This is a genomic window from Acinetobacter sp. 742879 (assembly GCF_000588535.1).
GTDB classification, from domain to species: domain Bacteria; phylum Pseudomonadota; class Gammaproteobacteria; order Pseudomonadales; family Moraxellaceae; genus Acinetobacter; species Acinetobacter pittii.
The window spans coordinates 75216-95093 of record NZ_JFYC01000002.1 but is presented as its reverse complement, the minus strand read 5'-3'; the positions used below and the strand labels follow the sequence as shown (position 1 = coordinate 95093).

The following is a 19878-nucleotide window of genomic DNA, read 5'->3' as shown; positions in this document are numbered from 1 at the left end:
AGCTTAACCATTTAGCCTAAGCTTATTCTCTACGCTCCGTCTTAAAATTGATATGTGCTGAAATACCAGAAGACTTCCACATGGGAGATTCTAGGCAGCCGACTTATAAAAGTCCTCTGCCATTTGATTTGGTGTCTTAAAATCTAAACCTTTCTGAATTCTTTGTTGATTATAAAATAGCTCAATGTATTTAGTAATATCTGCCTTTGCTTCTTCCCTACTTCTATAATTACTTTGATGAACAAGTTCGTTCTTTAATATTCCCCAGAAGCTTTCAATTGGTGCATTATCATAACAGTCGCCTTTTTTGTTCATGAACCTTGAAAACCATATTTTTCAATTATATTTCGATATTCATGGCTGCAATAATGACTACCTCTATCTGAATGAACAATTAGGCCTTGTGGTGGTTTTTGATTCCTAACAGCCATGCTGGGTGCGTTGAAAATAAGCTGCACTGTCATCCGTTCCCTTAAACAATAGCCGACTACCTGTTTGCTACAGAGATATTTTTAAGCAGCCAAATAAAGCCAGCCTTCTGCTGTCCAAATACAGGTAATGTCGCTTACCTCCACAAGATTTGGGATATTTACTGTAAAGTTTTGCTCTAACAAATTATTGTAAACAGAACGATTATGATCGCTATTTGTCGTTCTTTTGAAACGTTTATAACGCTTACAATACAGTTGATTCAATTTCTTTATGTTACGTACAGTGTATTCACTGATTTGAGTACCTTGCGATTGTAAATGTTTGGTTAAACAAATATAACCATAACTTTCTTTGGTCTCCTGATGAGCTATTTTAACTAATATCGTCTGTTCAGTCCTTTGAATAGCTCTTTTGCTAAAGCCACGTTTCAACCAATTATAAAATTGTGAAACTGACACATGAAGTAGCTTAGCCATCATTGATACTGGGTATACTTTTCTGTGCTGTTTCATATAGGCGTACTTTACTGGCTTTCTTTGGCAAAGTACGCTGCTGCTTTTTTTAGGAATTCTCTTTCCAGTTCAGCAGTTTTGAGTTGTTGTTTTAATTTTTATTTTCTTCAAGCAGTGCAACGAGATCAGATGAATATTGTTGTGTACCCAACAATATTCCTGCTTTGGCTTTATTGTGCCAATTCGAAAGGGCTGCATTGAAATGCCAAGCTGTCTTGCTGTTTCTGAGACATTACCTTTGTTTTATTCAATGGCTTTTACTGCTTCAGCTTTAAATTCTGATGTGTAAAACTCCTGTTTTTTTGCTCATGGTAAACTCCTGATGAGTACGTTTAGTTTACCAGATGAAAGTCTCCGTTTTTATCAGCACACATCAGTCTTTTAGAGCATGTTCAGAAGATTTGATTTGGTTTTAATATATCTTCCCCTTTACTTTTAATTGTTTAGTCTTGAACCCAAGTTTCGCCTGAATCATTACTCTAATATCGGTATAAAAATTAAACTTTGTAGGTAGAAAGCAAAATGCTAGTTTCAGTATTGTAAATTCCTGAAATATTTCGAATTCGTTCTAAAATTCGATCAAAACTCTCTAAGCTGTCAGACTTCAATTCTACTAAAAGGTCCCACTTGCCATTAGTACTATGCAAGGTATGCACTGCAGGGTTGATTCTGAGTTCTTTGACGACCTCACTTGTCTTTGTGCCTTCGACCATAATATTCATCCATGCACGGATACTATTTTTCTCAATAGCAGGTTTAATTTTTATGGAATATCCAGTGATGATACCACTAGTTTCTAGGTATTTAATGCGCTTTTGTACAGTATTCCTAGAGATATGAATCTTATTGGCAATCTCTGTAATCGAGATGCGCGAATTGTCTTGCAGTAAGCCGAGGATTTGACTGTCAGTATCATTCATTTTGATTTGTCCTATTATCATTTTGATGAAATTTATTTCATTTTAATCAAAATTACAACTTTTTTAGTGCGATTTTTTTTTTCATACTATTTGGGCATAGAAACACTCAAGTTGGAGCAACATCGAGCTGAGGCGATATCCAATATGTATGAGTGTTTCTTACTTTGAATGGATTGAATTAATTAAATACCCTGAGGATAGAATAATGTCTTTGTCGTATGAAATGGAAAATAGTGGCGCATGGCAAACCTACCTTGCTCAGATTAACCGTGTAGCCCCTTATCTTGAAGAAGACTTAATCCCATTTATTAATACTTTAAAGCGTCCAAAGCGTGCGCTCATTGTTGATGTGCCTATTGTAATGGACGACGGTTCTATTCAGCATTTCGAAGGTTACCGTGTACAACACAATTTGTCGCGTGGACCAGGTAAGGGCGGTATTCGTTACCATCCCGATGTGGAACTCAATGAGGTTATGGCCCTCTCAGCATGGATGACCATTAAAACTGCGGTATTGAACTTACCGTATGGTGGTGCGAAAGGCGGAATTCGAGTAGACCCGCGTAAATTGTCACCCCGTGAACTTGAACGCTTGACGCGTCGTTTTACCACTGAAATTAGCTCAATCATTGGCCCACAAATCGATATTCCAGCGCCCGATGTAGGCACGAATGCAGACATTATGGGTTGGATGATGGATACCTATTCCACAATTAAAGGTTATACCGTCACAGGTGTAGTGACGGGTAAACCTGTACATTTAGGTGGTTCGTTAGGTCGTGTACGTGCAACAGGTCGCGGTGTATTTGTGACAGGTTTAGAAGTTGCCAAGAAAATTAACTTAGTACTTGAAGGCAGCCGTATTGCAGTTCAGGGCTTTGGTAACGTGGGTAGCGAAGCTGCATATTTGTTCCATAAAGCCAATGCAAAAGTAGTATGTGTGCAAGACCACACAGGCACAATATTCAATGCAGACGGTTTTGATGTTAAGCAATTGCAAGACTACGTTGCGATTCACAAAGGTGTCGCAGGTTTCCCTAATGGAACGTTAATCGAAGATGAAGCGTTCTGGACAGTGGAGATGGATATTTTAATCCCTGCTGCTTTAGAAGGTCAGATTACTCCTGAGCGTGCGCAAAAATTGACTGCGAAATTGGTATTGGAAGGTGCGAACGGTCCAACTTATCCAGATGCAGAAGATATTCTCTTACAACGTCAAATCATGATTGTTCCAGATGTGCTGTGTAACGCAGGCGGTGTAACCGTGAGTTACTTCGAGTGGGTTCAAGACATGGCAAGTTACTTCTGGACCGAAGAAGAAATTAATGAGCGACTAGATAAGCTCATGATTAAAGCAGTTGAAGATGTTTGGCATACAGCAGATGACAAACATTGTAGCTTGCGTACCGCAGCATACATTTTGGCTTGTGAGCGTATTTTGAAAGCACGTAAAGAACGAGGAATTTTCCCAGGTTAAGGGGAAGTTTCGTGCCCTTCCGGGCACATTCAAGTATGAAAAATATCAGATTTATTAAGGAAGAATAGACCATGAACCAGAATAACCCACCTAATCGCCAAGATTTTAATCAGTATATGGTGCCTGTTTTTGCACCTGCTCAATTTATTCCTGTGCGTGGCGAAGGTTCTCGTTTGTGGGATCAGCAAGGTAAAGAATATATTGATTTTGCAGGTGGTATTGCAGTGAATGCGCTTGGACATGCACATCCAGTTGCAGTTAAAGCTTTAGTAGAACAGGGTCAAAAGTTATGGCATATAGGTAACGGTTATACCAATGAACCTGTACTTACTCTAGCAAAACAATTGGTTGAAAGTACCTTTGCCGATAAAGTGTTCTTCTGTAACTCTGGTGCAGAAGCTAACGAAGCGGCTTTAAAACTTGCGCGCAAAGTAGGCCTACTTTCAGGCTCTGCGCGCAAGAACAAGATTATTGCATTTAAAAATGCCTTCCATGGTCGTACGTTATTTACCGTATCGGCAGGGGGGCAACCGAAATATTCGCAAGATTTTGCCCCTTTACCAGAGGGTATTCAGCATCTTCCATTTAATGATTTGGACGCAGCGCGTGCAGCGATTGATGCCGACACTTGCGCAGTGATTGTTGAACCGATTCAAGGTGAAGGTGGTGTCATTACTGCTGATCCTGAATTTTTAAAAGTTTTACGTGAACTGTGTGATCAACACGGTGCAGTATTGATTTTTGATGAAGTACAAACTGGTGTGGGGCGTACAGGGGCGCTATATGCCTATATGAACACTGAAGTGACGCCAGACATTTTAACCACAGCCAAAGCACTCGGTGGTGGCTTCCCAATTGGCGCCATGATTACCACAGATAAATACGCCAATATGTATGCGGTAGGAGATCACGGCACGACTTATGGCGGTAATCCATTGGCATCTGCTGTAGCAAATGCAGTGTTTGGGTTTATCAATACCCCTGAAGTATTGAATGGTGTGCGTACTCGTGCGCAAATTTTTGCTGAAGGTTTAAAACGTTTGAATGAACGTTTTGGCTTGTTTGAAGAAGTTCGCGGTCAAGGTTTATTGATTGGGTGTGTACTCAAAACAGAATATGCAGGTAAAGCCAAAGATATCGTCACGCTTGCTGGTGAAGAAGGCCTCTTGGCCTTGGTTGCAGGTCCAAATGTCGTGCGTTTCACGCCATCTTTAATTATTCCAAAAGCAGATATTGAAGCGGGTTTACAACGTTTTGAGCGTGCGCTCGCACGTTTTGTTGGCGCGTGATAGGTTATCGCTGATGATGATTGTTAGACATGCAGAGCATCGAGATTTAGATGATATCTACATTCTGGCGGGGAAGTCAGGCATTGGCCTGACTTCTTTACCCCAAAATAAAGAAATATTATCGGCTCGTATTGCACGCACACAAAGAACCTTAGCCAGTCAGGCAATACCAAGTGAGCAAGGTTATTTATTTGTCCTAGAAGACACCTTGTTAAAACGCGTGGTTGGAGTGAGTGCAATTGAAGTCTCAGTGGGTTTAACTGAGCCTTTCTATAACTACCGTGTGGGCAAACAAGTCCATGCTTCACAAACTCTGAATGTTTATAAAACCTTAAATACGCTGTTTCTAAGCAATGACCATACTGGTTGTAGTGAACTCTGCACGCTGTTTTTAGATCCAGAGTATCGCAAGGACCAAAATGGAAAACTGCTATCGAAGATTCGTTTTCTGTTTATCGCGGCTTTCAAACAGGCTTTTCAAAATAAGCTGATTGCAGAAATGCGTGGTTATTCAGATGATAATGGCCGTTCACCATTTTGGGATGCCTTAGGCCATCACTTTTTCAATATGGATTTCTCGACTGCGGATTATCTCAGCGGTATTGGACAAAAAGTTTTTATTGCGGAGTTGATGCCACGTTTTCCTGTGTATATCGATTTGCTGCCGATGGTCGCGCAACAAGTGATTGCACAGGTGCATCCTCAGACCGTTCCTGCCTCTCGTGTGTTGGAGTCGGAAGGTCTGTGTTACCAAGGTTATGTCGATATTTTTGATGCGGGCCCGACGCTTGAAGCAGAGGTCAGTAGCCTTCGTGCAGTCAAAGAAAGTCACACTTGTGCCGTCAAAATCGTCGATAGCGTTCCAGAAAACGCAGGGCGTTATTTGGTGGCGAATGATTGCTATCAGGACTATCGCGCGATTTTAATTCAGCATGCGGCTGAAACTGACAGTTTAAGTTTAACGGTAGAACAAGCGCATGCCCTTGGTGTGCAAGCAGGGCAAAGCATTCGTATATTGCCTTTAGATAAGATGGAGCAAAAATAATGTCACAAGGGAATTTATATATAAACGGGACATGGTCTCCAGCGAAAGGTGCAGCATGGGACAAACTCGATCCTGTTACGCAAGAAACAATTTGGCACGGTACTGAAGCGACAGCTGAGCAAGTTGAACAGGCTTGTCAGTCTGCACGTACTGCCTTTACTGTTTGGGCGCGTCGTCCTTTAGCTGAGCGCCTTGAAATTATTCAACGATTTGCCAGCTTGTTAGAACAAAACAAACAGCAGCTTGCAACGATCATTAGTCGTGAAACCAGTAAGCCGATTTGGGAAACTTTGACTGAAGTTCAGTCAATGATTGCTAAAGTGGCGATTTCAGTGCGTGCTTATCACGAACGTACAGGTGAAAGTCTGACAGAAATGCCAGATGGTGCAGCGTCTTTACGTCACCGTCCGCATGGTGTGTTGGCTGTATTTGGCCCGTATAACTTTCCAGGTCACCTACCAAATGGTCACATCGTCCCTGCACTGATCGCAGGGAACACTTTGGTATTTAAACCAAGTGAATTGACGCCGTGGACCGCAGAAGAAACGGTCAAATTATGGCAAGAAGCCGGTTTACCAGCGGGTGTATTGAACTTGGTGCAAGGTGGTCGTAGCACTGGTGAGGCACTTGCGCAGTCGCATGAAATTGATGGCTTGCTGTTTACAGGCAGTGCCAATACGGGCTATCACTTGCACAAGCAGCTTGCTGGCGCACCAGAGAAAATCTTGGCCTTGGAAATGGGCGGTAACAACGCATTAATAATCGACGAGATTATCGACATTGATGCAGTGGTGAATTTAACCATCCAATCCGCCTTTATTTCAGCGGGTCAGCGTTGTACCTGTGCACGCCGTTTAATCATTAAAAATGGCGCTGTAGGCGATGCCTTCATTCAACGTTTGGTTGAAGTCAGCCGTAACTTGGTTGTAGGTCAGTGGGATGCTCAGCCACAACCATTTATGGGTGGTGTGATTTCACTGCATGCTGCACAGCAAATTTTACAAGCACAACAACGCCTCATCGATTTAGGTGCTCAGGTGTTATTACCCGTTACCCAGGCGGATGCCAACAGTAGTTTGTTAAGTCCAGGTCTTTTAGACGTGACTCATGTGAGTGATGTGCCCGACGAAGAATATTTTGGTCCATTGAGCTGTATCTATCGATATGACCATTTCGATGAGGCTTTGGCACTAGCGAATGGCACTCGTTTTGGGTTGTCGGTGGGTCTAATTTCACCTGACCGTGCGCTGTTTGATCGTTTATTGATTGAAGCACGTGCAGGCATTGCTAACTGGAATAAACCATTAACAGGCGCTTCAAGTGCCGCGCCATTTGGAGGGGTTGGTGCATCAGGGAATCATCGTGCCAGTGCCTTTTATGCGGCAGATTATTGCGCATGGCCAATGGCATCATTAGAAAGTCAGCAGGTAAGCCTACCTGAAAAATTATCGCCAGGCATTGTGCTGTAAGTCGACAGAAAAGGGAGTTTAGAAATGTCAGGCTATGAAATTAATTTTGATGGTTTAGTTGGTCCAACGCATCACTATGCAGGACTATCCTTTGGAAACGAAGCTTCGACCAAAAACCGTAATAATCTATCGAATCCGAAGTTGGCTGCCAAGCAAGGTTTGTTAAAGATGAAAGCTTTGGCCGATATGGGCTTAAAGCAAGGTGTATTTGCGCCACAAGAACGCCCACATGTGCCAACTTTGCGTAAATTGGGCTTCTGTGGGAATGACCATAGCGTGATTGAGCAAGCGATGCGGACCTCGCCAGCATTATTATCCGCTCTGAGTTCTGCATCGTGCATGTGGACAGCTAATGCGGCAACGGTTTCACCTTCGGCAGACAGTGCAGATGGTCGTGTGCATTTTACAGCGGCAAACTTGAACAATAAATTCCATCGTTCCATTGAACATGAAACGACATCGCGTGTTATGGCGGCCATGTTTAACGATGAGCACCACTTTGCTCATCATGAAGCTTTACCACCCGTGGCGTTGTTTGGTGATGAAGGCGCGGCGAACCACAATCGTTTAGGTGGTGCTTATGATCAAGCCAGCGTACAAGTGTTCGTTTATGGTCAGCAGTTCCTCGGCGGTGATATTGGTCCAAAACACTATCCTGCGCGTCAGTCACGTGAGGCGAGTGAAGCCGTCGCACGTTTACATCAGCTCAAAGCAGAACAAACTGTTTTTGTTCAGCAGCATCCCGATGTGATTGATCAAGGGGTCTTCCACAACGACGTGATTGCGGTGAGTAACCAAAACGTCTTGTTCCATCATCAACATGCATTTTTGAATCAATCGAAAGCCTTGGCCGAAATTCGTGAAAAAATGGTGCGTTTGGGTCAAGAGTTTGTGTCCATTGAAGTACCTGACCAGCGTGTTTCAGTGAAAGATGCGGTGAATACCTATTTATTTAATAGTCAATTGCTTACGCGTGCCGATGGCGGTATGAGCATTGTGGTGCCTGAAGAATCCCGTCAAAACCAAGCGGTATGGAGCTACTTGAACGACATGATTCAAATGGGTACCCCAATTGATGACATCAAAGTTTTCGATTTACGTGAAAGTATGCGTAACGGTGGTGGTCCTGCATGTTTACGTTTACGTGTTGCAGTGAATGAAGCAGAACTGAACGCAATCAATCCAAACCTGTTTATGAATGAGGCTTTGTTTGCACGTTTAAACACGTGGGTAGATCAGTACTACCGTGATCAGTTGGCACAGCAAGATTTGGCAGATCCACAATTATTGATTGAAAGCCGTACTGCGTTAGATGAGTTGACGCAAATTTTAGGCTTGGGTTCGGTATATCACTTCCAACGTTAAGTAATCGTGCAGGGAAAGCAAATGATCGATTTTCTAGGTGATGTTTTAGCACAACATATCCCGACTGTAACGCAGGGCGAACAGCATGATTTTCGTTGGGAATGGTTGGCTGAAGGGGTTTTATCTTTTACTCCAAAGCAGGCTTATGAAAAAGCCATCGTGCTTTCCGCGGGTGTACATGGCAATGAAACTGCGCCAATCGAGTTATTGGCGCAGCTCAGTCAGGATGTTTTTTCACGTGTGTTACAGCTCAAGGTCAAATTAATGTTGATTTTGGGCAACCCTGTCGCGATTCGTTCAGGTCAACGCTACGTTGAAAATGATATGAATCGTATGTTTTGTGGTGCACATCAGCAATTTTCCGAAACCTTTGAAGCAAAGCGAGTGGCTGAGCTAGAACAGTGGGTGGCAGATTTCTTTCGATCTTGCCCTGTGCAGGTCAAACGCTATCACTATGATTTGCACACAGCGATCCGTCCGTCTTTGCTTCCGACTTTTGCTTTATTTCCTTATCAAACCCATCAATATGACCCTGTAATGCTCGAAAACCTAGACGCTGCGGAACTAGATGCTTTAGTCTATCACAATGCCGTGGGTCATACCTTTACGCAATTTAGTAGCTCTCAGTTTCAAGCAGCTAGCTCGACGCTTGAACTTGGACATGCCAAACCTTTTGGACAAAATGATTTAGCGGCTTTCGCTGCGATTAATCATGTGCTTCGCGCTGTGGTGAGTGAGCACTCCTTACCTATACGTCAAAAACAAGCTATTCAAACTTTCCAAGTCGTTGATTCCATCATTAAAACTGAAGATGACTTCCAGCTTAATTTGGCGGATTCAACGCCTAATTTTTTTGTGTTCGAAACTGGTGCGGTCATTGCCTTACAACAGGGCAAACCGTATGTAACTGCCCCTGAGCAGGTAAGAATTTTATTTCCGAATACACAAGTGAAAAAGGGTCTAAGAGCAGGGCTGATTTTAACTGAGGTTTATTCAGGATAATTTTAGTCAATTTATTAAATTTGGTCATTGTAGTTTATCGAAATTAAGTCGTTAAATTAATTTTAAATGGAAATACATATATGGATATTGTTAAAGATATTAATTCAATATTTTATCTACTGATTATAAGGCGACTTATAGGTGGTAGGTTTTTGCGTTCTTTATTTGTTAAAATTTTTTAACAGAAATTATTTAAATTTTAAATGAATATTTTAAGTCGCGTAAATATTATTTGGTGGCTGTTAAAGCATTAATTGTACTAGCTCTGAATAGTAAAAATTAACGTTATTGGAAAATAACGTATAGATTAATAGGGAAGGATGAAAATATGTAATTATTTGATTTAATCCTCTTATGTTATTAAGAAGCTTTATATTTTTAGTAACTATTAAAGATTATACCGTCAAGTTATTGGCATATCAAAGTAATAGTTTTAATATAAATTTTACTTATATTAAAACTTATAATGTGGAAATGAGTTAATGAATAAATTGTCAGAAAATTTGAGTAATGATGCAAACGCTGAAACATCTACTATGTGGGGTGGGCGCTTTAAAGAGGCGACAAATGCTTTTGTTGCTGAATTTACATCATCAGTAAAATTTGATAAACGTTTTTATAAGCAAGACATCGCTGGTTCGATTGCGCATGCTACCATGCTTGCGAAAGTTGGCGTACTCACAGAAGCAGAACGCGATGACATTATTGAAGGTTTAAGCACCATTCGCTCAGAAATTGAGGCTGGAAACTTTGAGTGGCGCATCGATCTTGAAGATGTTCATATGAACATTGAATCACGTTTGACTCAACGTATTGGTATTACAGGTAAAAAATTACATCCTGGCCGTAGCCGTAACGATCAGGTTGCAACTGATATTCGTCTTTACCTGCGCGACGAAATTGATGATATTTTAAAATTATTAGAGCGCTTACAAAAAGGTTTGTTAGGCTTGGCTGCCAAAAATGTAAATACAATTATGCCGGGCTTTACACACCTACAAACTGCACAGCCAGTGACTTTTGGTCATCACTTGTTAGCATGGTTTGAAATGTTGGTACGTGACACTGAACGTCTTCAAGACTGTCGTAAGCGCGTTAACCGCATGCCACTTGGTTCTGCCGCTCTTGCTGGTACAACTTATCCAATTGACCGCGCATACACAGCAGAGCTTTTAGGTTTCGAAGCTGTATCTGAAAACTCGCTTGATGCCGTATCTGACCGTGACTTCGCCATCGAATTTAATGCAGCTGCTGCACTGATCATGATGCATTTATCACGTATGTCAGAAGAGCTCATTCTTTGGACTTCTGCACAGTTCAAATTTGTGAATATTCCTGATCGTTTCTGTACTGGTTCTTCAATCATGCCACAGAAGAAAAACCCGGATGTTCCAGAACTTATTCGTGGTAAATCTGGCCGTGTATTTGGTGACTTAATTAGCTTACTTACGCTCATGAAAGGTCAACCATTGGCATATAACAAAGACAACCAAGAAGATAAAGAACCTTTATTTGATGCAATTGATACGGTTCGTGGTTCACTCATGGCTTTCGCAGACATGATTCCTGCATTGGTGCCAAATATTGAAATTATGCGTGAAGCTGCGCTTCGTGGATTCTCAACTGCAACCGATCTTGCTGACTACTTAGTGAAAAAAGGCGTTGCATTCCGTGATGCGCATGAAATTGTAGGTAAAGCTGTCGCTTTAGGTGTTAAAGAATCAAAAGATCTTTCTGAACTGACTTTAGAGCAACTTCAACAATTCTCTGACTTAATTACAGCAGATGTGTTTGATAAAGCCTTAACCCTAGAAGCTTCTGTAAATGCACGTGATCATATTGGTGGAACCGCACCTTCGCAAGTAGAAGCTGCCATTGAACGTGCCTATAATAGATTATCTAAATTAGTCTAATTAGGAATAGGGAAGCTTGTATTATTAATAATTTATACTTGCTTCTTTAGTATTTGAATATTGGTATGAAAATATAACAGATCATATTTGATGATGTTGAACGTTATAGTGAATTCTTGAAGAGGGATATTATGAGTCAAGAGCAGTACTTGAAAAAGAAAATGGGATTTTGGTCACTTACAGCATTATCATTAGGTGGGATAATTGGATCTAGCTGGTTATTTGCTCCTTATGTTACAGCTAAATTAGCTGGACCAGCGGCTGTTTTTTCATGGCTAATTGGTGCAGGTGTTATTATATTAATTGCACTAATATATGCAGAGTTAGGTAGAGTGAAACCAGAAACTGGAGGATTAGGTAGATATCCACTTTACTCTAACGGAAAAATGCTGGGTATGCTTACCAGTTATTCAATTTGGTTAGGGTATTGTGCAACAGCACCTATCGAATCTGCGGCAGTGATTCAATATGCTAATCATTATTATCCCTATTTGTACAAAAATGAAAGTTTGACTACTCTGGGATTGCTAAGCGCTAGTTTTCTGATGATTTTTTTTGTATTCCTAAACTATTTAGGTGTACGAATGTTTGCGATAACTAATACATTTATAACTTTCATAAAATTCTTTGTACCTGTAATAACAATTATAGTATTTTTTTATACTGGATTTAATCCAGAAAATTTCACAAGTCATGGATTTGCACCAAATGGAATGGGTGCAAGTGTTAGTGCCATTTTAACTAGTGGAATATTTTTTGCTTATACTGGTTTTGGTAATGTTGTCATGATGGGGGGGGAGGTAGTTAACCCAAGGAAAAATATACCTTTAGCATTAATTGCTTCTTTAGTTGCAGCTGCTATTTTATACACTTTAATTCAGACAGTATTTATTGGTGCTATACCACCAGAATTATTAGTAAATGGTTGGAGTCAAATTAGTTTTGATTCGCCCTTTGCCAACCTAGCTATCCTTATTAATATAGTATGGTTGTCTTGGATTATCACAGCTGATGCAATGATTTCTCCAACAGGCTCTGCTCTTTCTTATACAGCTGGTACATCTAGACATGTATTTGGTATGTCAAAAAGTGGTTTTCTTCCTCAGTATTTTGGAGTAATTCATCCCAAAATTGGTGTTCCAACTCGTGCACTAGTTCTTAATTTTTTTGTGGGATTGTTATTTTTATTTCCTCTCAAGAGCTGGACTGAAATTATTGCGATTGTGGGAGCAATTAGTATTTTTAAATACGCTTCAGCATGTATTACAGTTACTGTATTCAGAAAAGCTGGTTTAACTAAAGATAATGGGTTATTAGGAACACAATATATTGCACCTATAGCCTTTACTTTAGCAACTTTACTTATTTATTGGACGAAATGGGAGAAGGTCAGCCTTGCATTAACTGGTTTAGTTTTAGGACTGATTGGTTACTCAGTTATGCATTTTGTCAATAAGTATAAAAAAGAAGATTTTTTAGGTGGATTATATTTTGTTTTTTATATTTTAATGATTGTAACATTATCTTATTTTGGAAACTTTGGTGGGAAACATATTCTTCCTGAGCCTGTTATGTCTATTCTTGTTGCAATACTAGGATTTATATTTTATTTCTTTGCAGTATACAACGGTGTTTGGTTTATGAAAAAAACTAATAGCCTAGATGTTTGCTCTAAGAAGTAAATTTATTTTAAATATTCAGAAATAAAGAACTTATTTCTGAATATTATAATGTGTTTCTTAATTGTTATATATTTTGCTTAATAATCTAAAAGGATTTTCAAATGAAACTAAAAATTTTTTTAATTGCAACTCTACTGTTTGTAAGTAATAGTTCTTTCGCTGATAAATTGCCTAATATTGTAATATTAGCCACTGGCGGAACAATTGCTGGATCTGCAGCAAATGATGCTCAAACTGTTGGTTATAAAGCTGGTGCTATTGGTGTGGAAAAACTAATTAATGCAGTACCAGAAATTAATAAAGTAGCACATGTTACTGGTGAGCAAATTGCAAATATTGGAAGCGAAAATATGACAAGTGATGTCATTTTAAAGCTTTCTAATCGTGTTAATGATTTACTTAGCAAAAGTGATGTTGATGGTGTTGTAATTACTCATGGTACAGATACATTAGATGAAACATCATATTTTTTAAATTTAACAGTAAAAAGTAACAAACCAGTTGTATTTACAGCTGCTATGAGACCAGCAACGGCAATTAGTGCTGATGGACCAATGAATTTATTAAGTGCTGTAACAGTTGCATCTGATAAAAAATCTAAAAATCGTGGTGTGCTAGTAGTACTAAATAATAAAATTGGCGCAGCACGTTTTATAACTAAAACTAATACAAGCTCGATAGATGCTTTTAAAGCTCCAGAAGAAGGATATATTGGGAGTATTATTGATGGAAATGTTGAATATTTTAGTTCTGTAGAGAAAAAGCATACATCTAAGTCTATTTTTAATATTGGTGGAATTGAAAAAATGCCATCAGTTGATATTATATATGGCTATCAAGATGATCCAGAATATATGTTTGATGCAGCCATTAAAAATAATGTTAAGGGTATTGTATTTGCTGGAGCTGGAGCTGGCTCAGTTTCAGTGCGTAGTGAAGCCGGAATTAAAAAAGCTCAAAACGCAGGAATTATAGTTGTTAGAGCATCTAGAACAGGAAGTGGAATTGTTCCAAAGGATGATACTCAGCCAGGATTAGTTTCAAATAGTTTAAACCCAGCAAAAGCAAGAATTTTACTAATGTTAGCACTTTCTATTACTAACAACGATAAAGAAATACAAAAATTCTTTTATGAATATTAATTAGTATAATAGGCTTATTTGTTTTTAATTAGAATGAATAAGCCTTAAATTATAAACTTCTTTAATTGATATTATTTTTAGTAAATTATGTATACAGAGTATGGTTTATTAAAATTTTAAAATCAAAATATTTTCTGATTATTTTAAGGTTTAAATTAAAATGCAACTTAAAAAAAAATTTGTTTTAGTTGTTATGTTACAAAGTGCTCTAATATCAACAGCTTTTTCGCAAGAACAGAGAGAGTTTAAAGGTTTTATAGAGGACAAAGAAGGATCAATTTTATTACGAACAGGCTATTTTATGCGTGATAAAAAAAATGGCAGAAATGATACGAATTCAACTGCCCAAACAGCGATGTTTAAAATTGAGTCTGGCTTTACAAAAGGTATTATTGGTTTTGGGGTTGGTTTAATCGGGGATGCTTCTTTTAAATTAGGTGATAATCATCATGCTGGCAATGGCATGATACCTCTACATAACGATGGTGTTAAAGACTTAAATGGTCATGTTGATGCATATGATCACTGGGTGCGTGGTGGAGGGATTGTGAAGGCACGTTTTTCGAATACTGAATTCCGTTATGGTACTCAAGTATTGGATTTACCTGTATTAGCAAGTAATACTTCACGTTTAGTTCCTGAATATTTTGAAGGCGTTTTAGCAACAAGCAATGAAATTAGTGGCTATGAATTAATTGCCGGTAAATTTACTAAGAATCAATATTCAGATGAAATCAAAAGTGATGATAGTGAATTAGATCGTGCCGTAATTTGGGGTATTAAGCATCAATTGAATGACACATTTAGTGCATCATATTTTGGAACTGATATCAAGGATCGTTTAAAACGTCATTATATCAATGCTAATTATAAGCATGACCTTGCTAACAAGAAGTCGTTAACTTATGAATTCAGCGGGTATCATACTCAATGGGACACAAAGCCTGATGGCAGTGCTTACACATATTCGCACACTAGCAATGATCTAGCAGACTTAAAAAATAATATTTGGGCATTATCTGGAGTATATAATTCAGGCAATCATAATATCATGATCGCTTATCAGCAAAATACAGGTAATACTGGCTATGATTATGGCCTTGGTAAGGGGGTGGGTGATGGTCGTCAAAGTGTTTATTTACCAAATTCCTATCTTTCTGACTTTAGCGGAAATGATGAGAAATCTTTACAACTTCAATATATGTATGATTTTGAAGGACTGAATATTAGAGGTTTAAAGTGGACTAGTTCTTATGTATATGGATGGGATATTGATGTTGCTGGTGAGGGTGATCGCTCTAATTTACTAACAAATAATGCAAGTGAGAGAGCATTTATTAATCAGTTGAAATACACCGTTCAATCTGGAATTGCTAAAGATGTAAGTCTTCTTCTACGTCACTCTTACTATCGAGCTAGTTCTGAATATCAAGATATTTATCTTGGAGATACAAATGAATGGCGTATATGGTTAGATATTCCAGTAAAAATATTCTAAATACTATAGGCTTTAATTATGTTGATCATTAAGTATCTATCATAAATCAAAAGCTTTCATCAATTTGATAGATATGAACCGGAGAGATTACTTTATAATACATTGCCATTTAAAGATGCGAACAGTTCGTGGAGGTTAAAAGATAACCCTGTACTTAAAAAGAAGCCTTCAACCAATGAGCTTGCTCATCTTATCGCTACAAGAGGGAAGTATTAGACCAGATATGAAATGATTGGTTCTATGCTTGTTGTTTTAGGGATAAATATGATTGTGTGAGGCCTTCAAAGAAAAATTCATGGATCTTTGAGGTAAAACAGCTTCTTTATTTTCCACTAAAGATTTGAATTTCGATTCCAATTCTGTTCCGGTGTGTGTTGATTGTGTGGATATGGCATTGAATTTTGGGCGGGAAGTGTTGGTGTTAAGTGGAAAGTGCTCAATGATCGAGTTTCCTAGTTCTGTTCTTACTTTAAGAGAGTTTTTAGAAATCGTAATTGCTAGACCGTACTCTCAACACAAGTTTAACAATGAAGTCATTGATCGTATCATTCCTGAGATTGTACAAAGGATCGTTAAGTTCTGTGATAGTTTGCCATGAACAAAAGTATAGGGTACCCTCAACAAGGGTACTTTTACAGCAAGAAGCTCGATCAATAAGCGAATGTTAGAAAGAAATTAATAGTAGTAAAAATTGCAGTAAAAACTTAAATTTAAATATTTATTATGTTTTTTATCAATTAATTATGCATTTAATGTGACTGACACCACTTCCGCCAAATTCGAAAAGCCCCTGTTAAAAGCAGGGGCTTTTTTTATGTGTATGTTTTTTAGTACTTAGAAACTCATATAAAAATTTGGAGTGGAATGCCAAAAAAAGCTTCAGCTTCTTTATGGAAAGATATGTTTTCAGGTAAAGTCACTGAGGCTGGCACGATATGCTTTAGCAATTTCATTAGAAGTTGCAGATACAACGGATATTTCTTTATATCAAGATGTGAAGAATGCAATTGAGTTGCAAATTATTCAAGATACTAAAGTTCAGACTAGAATTTTAAATTCTAGTCTGAACTTTAATTTATATACACAATAATTCATTTTTATAATTTCAGGTTATTGTATTTTAATGGTTATTCTTGTTGATGTGTCCAGTCTATCAAAGTGTTAATTTGTTCGTTAACTATATTGAAAGACAACATATTCTTATTGAGTGTGATATGAAAACTTATAATTTTATTTTTACATATGCCATGTCACAGAGTGGCTACCCTAGTGACAAAAAATGTGAATCAATAAAAAAATTAGAAAATAAGATTGGCAGTAGGCAAATATAAAAATGGGATAAGCTAGATAAAGTAGAAAATACTTTTATGGGTGGGTTAGTACTTCACTCGTGTAGTATTTCTGAAAAAAGGGAGGAGGCTAAGCAGATTGTAAGAACTGTATTCGAAGAGATGATGTTTGAAATAGAGGTATATAGTGATGTTACTTTTACTATAGCTATGTTGGTTGATGGGTTAGGTGAATATTTGGAATTTAATGCGTAGTTTGGGTAACTTAAGATATATCAACAATAGTTAAAACAGCGTTGATATATCAGCTATAAGTGCGCAATTAAAGTCTTCTTTTCACCATTAAACCAAAACCTGGACTTGTAGGTCGTTTACAAATAGCGGTTAATCTTTAGTTGTAGCAAGGCCGAATGATTCCAGTAACGTTAATTAATAGTTTTAATACCTACTGATGTTAAAAATAACAGTGCCTGTGATGCAATCAGTGTGTGTTCATGCAAGACGGACTTTTGCCTGTTTCAAAAGCTCATATTCTTTAATAGACTTTTTCAACTGGTCAATTGGAAGATAGAACTCATCTTTAAAGCCCAATTTCTTCATAAAAGCTTGGCAATCCTGATTTGGACGTTCTACTTCTAAATATTCGTATCCAAACTTTCCCCCAAAAATACAGAGCTCTTTCAGTAAAGCGGTTCCATGACCATTTTTCTGTTTCTTAAATCCAACATGAGCAACAACAATATATTTTTTATCTTTATGGTCGGCGAATGGATATTTTCCGAATCTGAGATAGAGATCGTCAAAACTTTTACTAAATGCAATATTCACGTTCCTTTGAGGTTTTTTTTGACTTAATTACATAGATGAAACACTTGCTCGTGAATATCCTAATTTTTCTATAGCAAACTTCTGATTTGTTCTAATGTATCAATCAATCTTTCGTTGTTAAATAATATTCAACTTTAAGTTTAAATTCTTGAGAATATTTAGCCATAGAAAAGCACTCTCTAAATTAGACTAGAAGTGTCCAACTTTCGGGGTGCAGTTCAATATGAGCTTTTTTATTTTTTAAAACTATCTTTTTTTAAATTATGTGCTCTCTAACAAAGCAAAATTTATGGAATTAAAAGCCCTTCCATATCTAAATATTTTAATAATAATTTTGTCCGATATACGGACATTAAAATCATTAATCGGTTTTTACTGTAATTTATCTATATCAAAAGTGCTCTAAAAAAATAACTTATGGATTAGGATATGAAGAACATATTGTAATACAAGAGCATAGTCGATCTTATTTCTTCCTAAAAAATAAGATGAGACGATATTAAACAATGAAGCAGATGGATTGCATCTTTAAAAAGGGATATATCATGAGTTTAGCGCAGAGTTTTAACCAACAATTTATCAATGGACAATGGATTAACGGTTCATCGAATAAAATTGTAACGAATACAAATCCTTATACTCATCAGCATATTGATGATATTCAAGGAGCCAGCCAACAAGATGTTGATGCAGCATATCAAGCTGCGCAATCAGCGTTTAAATCATGGCAAAAAACCACTGTGAGTGAACGTCAATCTCTGATTGAACGTATTATTGCGGTGATTACACAACATCGTGAATCTCTTGTAGATTGGTTAATAAATGAAGCTGGAAGTTCAAGACTTAAAGCGAATATTGAAGTAGATGCGGCACTTAAAATTTCTCAAGCATCTTTAAAATATGCGAATGCTGTAAATGAGGTAATTGATTTAAAACCTGCCCATGAGGGACAAGTTAGTCAAGTATTCCATAAAGCTTTAGGTGTAATTACAGTCATAAGTCCTTGGAATTTCCCTTTCCATTTGAGCATGCGCTCGGTGATTCCTGCAATTGCTTTGGGTAATACTATTGTTCTTAAACCAGCAAGTGATACGCCTGTGACAGGTGGGTTGATTATTGCTAAAATTTTTGAATTGGCAAATGCCCCTGCGGGTGTGTTGAATGTAATTGTCGGGGCAGGCAGTGAAATTGGCGACTATGTGGTTGAACATGATACAAGCAAGTTTATTTCATTTACTGGTTCAACACAGATCGGCAAGCGAGTAGCTGAAAAAGCTATGTCTGCCAGACGGATTAAACGTGTTGGCTTAGAGCTTGGAGGCAATGCGCCATTAGTAATTTTGGACGATGCTGATTTAGACCTTGCAGTGAATTTAACGGTAATGGGACGCTTTTTGCATCAAGGGCAAATTTGTATGAGTACCAACCGCGTCATCATTGATGAAAAGATTTATGATCAATACCTAGAAAAATTACGTCCTGCTTTGGCAAACATTAAAGTTGGTGATCCAGCCAATGAAGAGACTCTAGTTGGGCCAATTATTAATAATCAGCAAACTGACAATATCCGCCGTATTATTCAGCAAGCACAAAATGAAGGCGCTTCGTTATTCTTTGACGGTGGAATTGAGGGCAATTTGGTTGGACCTCATGTGTTCATCAATGTTGAGCCAGATTTTGCTGTGGCGAAAGAAGAAAGTTTTGGTCCAGTTCTACCAATTTTAAAAGCACGTGATGAAGCTCATGCACTTGAACTTGCCAATGACACTGAATTTGGTTTATCGAGTGCGGTGTGTACTTCAAATCATGAACGTGGAGTGAAATTTGCGTTGGGGATTGAGGCAGGTATGTCTCATATTAATGAGATTTCGGTTGCCGATCATCCTAATGCCCCATTCGGCGGCGAAAAGAACTCAGGTTTAGGCCGTTTCAATGATCAATGGATCGTTGAGGAATATACGACCACCCATTGGGTTACGGCGCAAAAATAAAACTTGGTATCTGATTAAGCTTAG

Annotated in this window: 14 protein-coding genes and 1 pseudogene; 12 read left to right on the top strand and 3 right to left on the bottom strand. The window is 38.2% G+C overall.

Annotated elements, in window-relative coordinates; all coding sequences use genetic code 11:
• Positions 1-90: 90 nt before the first annotated feature.
• Positions 91-1196, bottom strand: a pseudogene (locus J690_RS08295) (IS3 family transposase).
• Positions 1197-1441: 245 nt separating this feature from the next.
• Complete coding sequence (locus J690_RS08290; RefSeq protein ID WP_032035303.1) at positions 1442-1864, bottom strand: Lrp/AsnC family transcriptional regulator; 423 nt, start codon at positions 1862-1864, stop codon at positions 1442-1444.
• Positions 1865-2066: 202 nt separating this feature from the next.
• Here J690_RS08290 and J690_RS08285 point away from each other — a divergent pair, with 202 nt between their 5' ends.
• From J690_RS08285 to J690_RS24255, 11 genes are all read left to right on the top strand, one after another.
• Positions 2067-3341 (top strand): Glu/Leu/Phe/Val family dehydrogenase, encoded by a 1275-nt coding sequence (locus J690_RS08285; RefSeq protein WP_171073725.1) that lies wholly within the window; start codon positions 2067-2069, stop codon positions 3339-3341.
• 71 nt (positions 3342-3412) lie between these two features.
• On the top strand, positions 3413-4630 hold the full coding sequence (locus J690_RS08280) for a bifunctional succinylornithine transaminase/acetylornithine transaminase (RefSeq protein ID WP_032035301.1): 1218 nt from the start codon (positions 3413-3415) through the stop codon (positions 4628-4630).
• 13 nt (positions 4631-4643) lie between these two features.
• The gene (astA, locus tag J690_RS08275) at positions 4644-5675 is read left to right on the top strand and encodes an arginine N-succinyltransferase (protein ID WP_032035300.1); all 1032 of its coding nucleotides are present in this window, start codon (positions 4644-4646) and stop codon (positions 5673-5675) included.
• On the top strand, positions 5675-7144 hold the full coding sequence (gene astD, locus J690_RS08270; RefSeq protein WP_032035299.1) for a succinylglutamate-semialdehyde dehydrogenase: 1470 nt from the start codon (positions 5675-5677) through the stop codon (positions 7142-7144). The genes astA and astD overlap by 1 nt, the downstream gene beginning before the upstream one ends.
• A 24-nt stretch (positions 7145-7168) precedes the next feature.
• Positions 7169-8509, top strand: coding sequence for an N-succinylarginine dihydrolase (gene astB, locus J690_RS08265; RefSeq protein WP_032035298.1), 1341 nt, complete (start codon positions 7169-7171; stop codon positions 8507-8509).
• Between the two features lie 21 nt (positions 8510-8530).
• The gene (gene astE, locus J690_RS08260) at positions 8531-9511 is read left to right on the top strand and encodes a succinylglutamate desuccinylase (RefSeq protein ID WP_032035297.1); all 981 of its coding nucleotides are present in this window, start codon (positions 8531-8533) and stop codon (positions 9509-9511) included.
• A gap of 482 nt (positions 9512-9993) precedes the next feature.
• Positions 9994-11424 (top strand): argininosuccinate lyase, encoded by a 1431-nt coding sequence (gene argH / locus J690_RS08255; protein ID WP_032035296.1) that lies wholly within the window; start codon positions 9994-9996, stop codon positions 11422-11424.
• Positions 11425-11555: 131 nt separating this feature from the next.
• Positions 11556-13106: an APC family permease gene (locus J690_RS08250; RefSeq protein WP_032035295.1), complete on the top strand. Its 1551-nt coding sequence runs from the start codon at positions 11556-11558 to the stop codon at positions 13104-13106.
• 101 nt (positions 13107-13207) lie between these two features.
• Positions 13208-14248, top strand: a complete 1041-nt coding sequence (locus J690_RS08245; RefSeq protein WP_032035294.1) for a type II asparaginase — start codon at positions 13208-13210, stop codon at positions 14246-14248.
• A 160-nt stretch (positions 14249-14408) separates the two neighbouring features.
• A complete protein-coding gene (locus tag J690_RS08240) occupies positions 14409-15746 on the top strand; it encodes an OprD family outer membrane porin (protein WP_032035293.1) in 1338 nt (445 codons plus the stop codon).
• A 439-nt stretch (positions 15747-16185) separates the two neighbouring features.
• The gene (locus tag J690_RS24255; RefSeq protein ID WP_155762591.1) at positions 16186-16344 is read left to right on the top strand and encodes a hypothetical protein; all 159 of its coding nucleotides are present in this window, start codon (positions 16186-16188) and stop codon (positions 16342-16344) included.
• 1183 nt (positions 16345-17527) lie between these two features.
• Here J690_RS24255 and J690_RS0104105 read toward each other — a convergent pair.
• Positions 17528-17863, bottom strand: a complete 336-nt coding sequence (locus J690_RS0104105; protein WP_227062083.1) for a GNAT family N-acetyltransferase — start codon at positions 17861-17863, stop codon at positions 17528-17530.
• Between the two features lie 506 nt (positions 17864-18369).
• Between J690_RS0104105 and J690_RS08235 the strand changes: the two genes are divergently transcribed.
• Entirely contained in the window at positions 18370-19854 is a 1485-nt protein-coding gene (locus tag J690_RS08235; protein ID WP_081405104.1) for an aldehyde dehydrogenase family protein, read from the top strand.
• Positions 19855-19878: the final 24 nt, after the last annotated feature.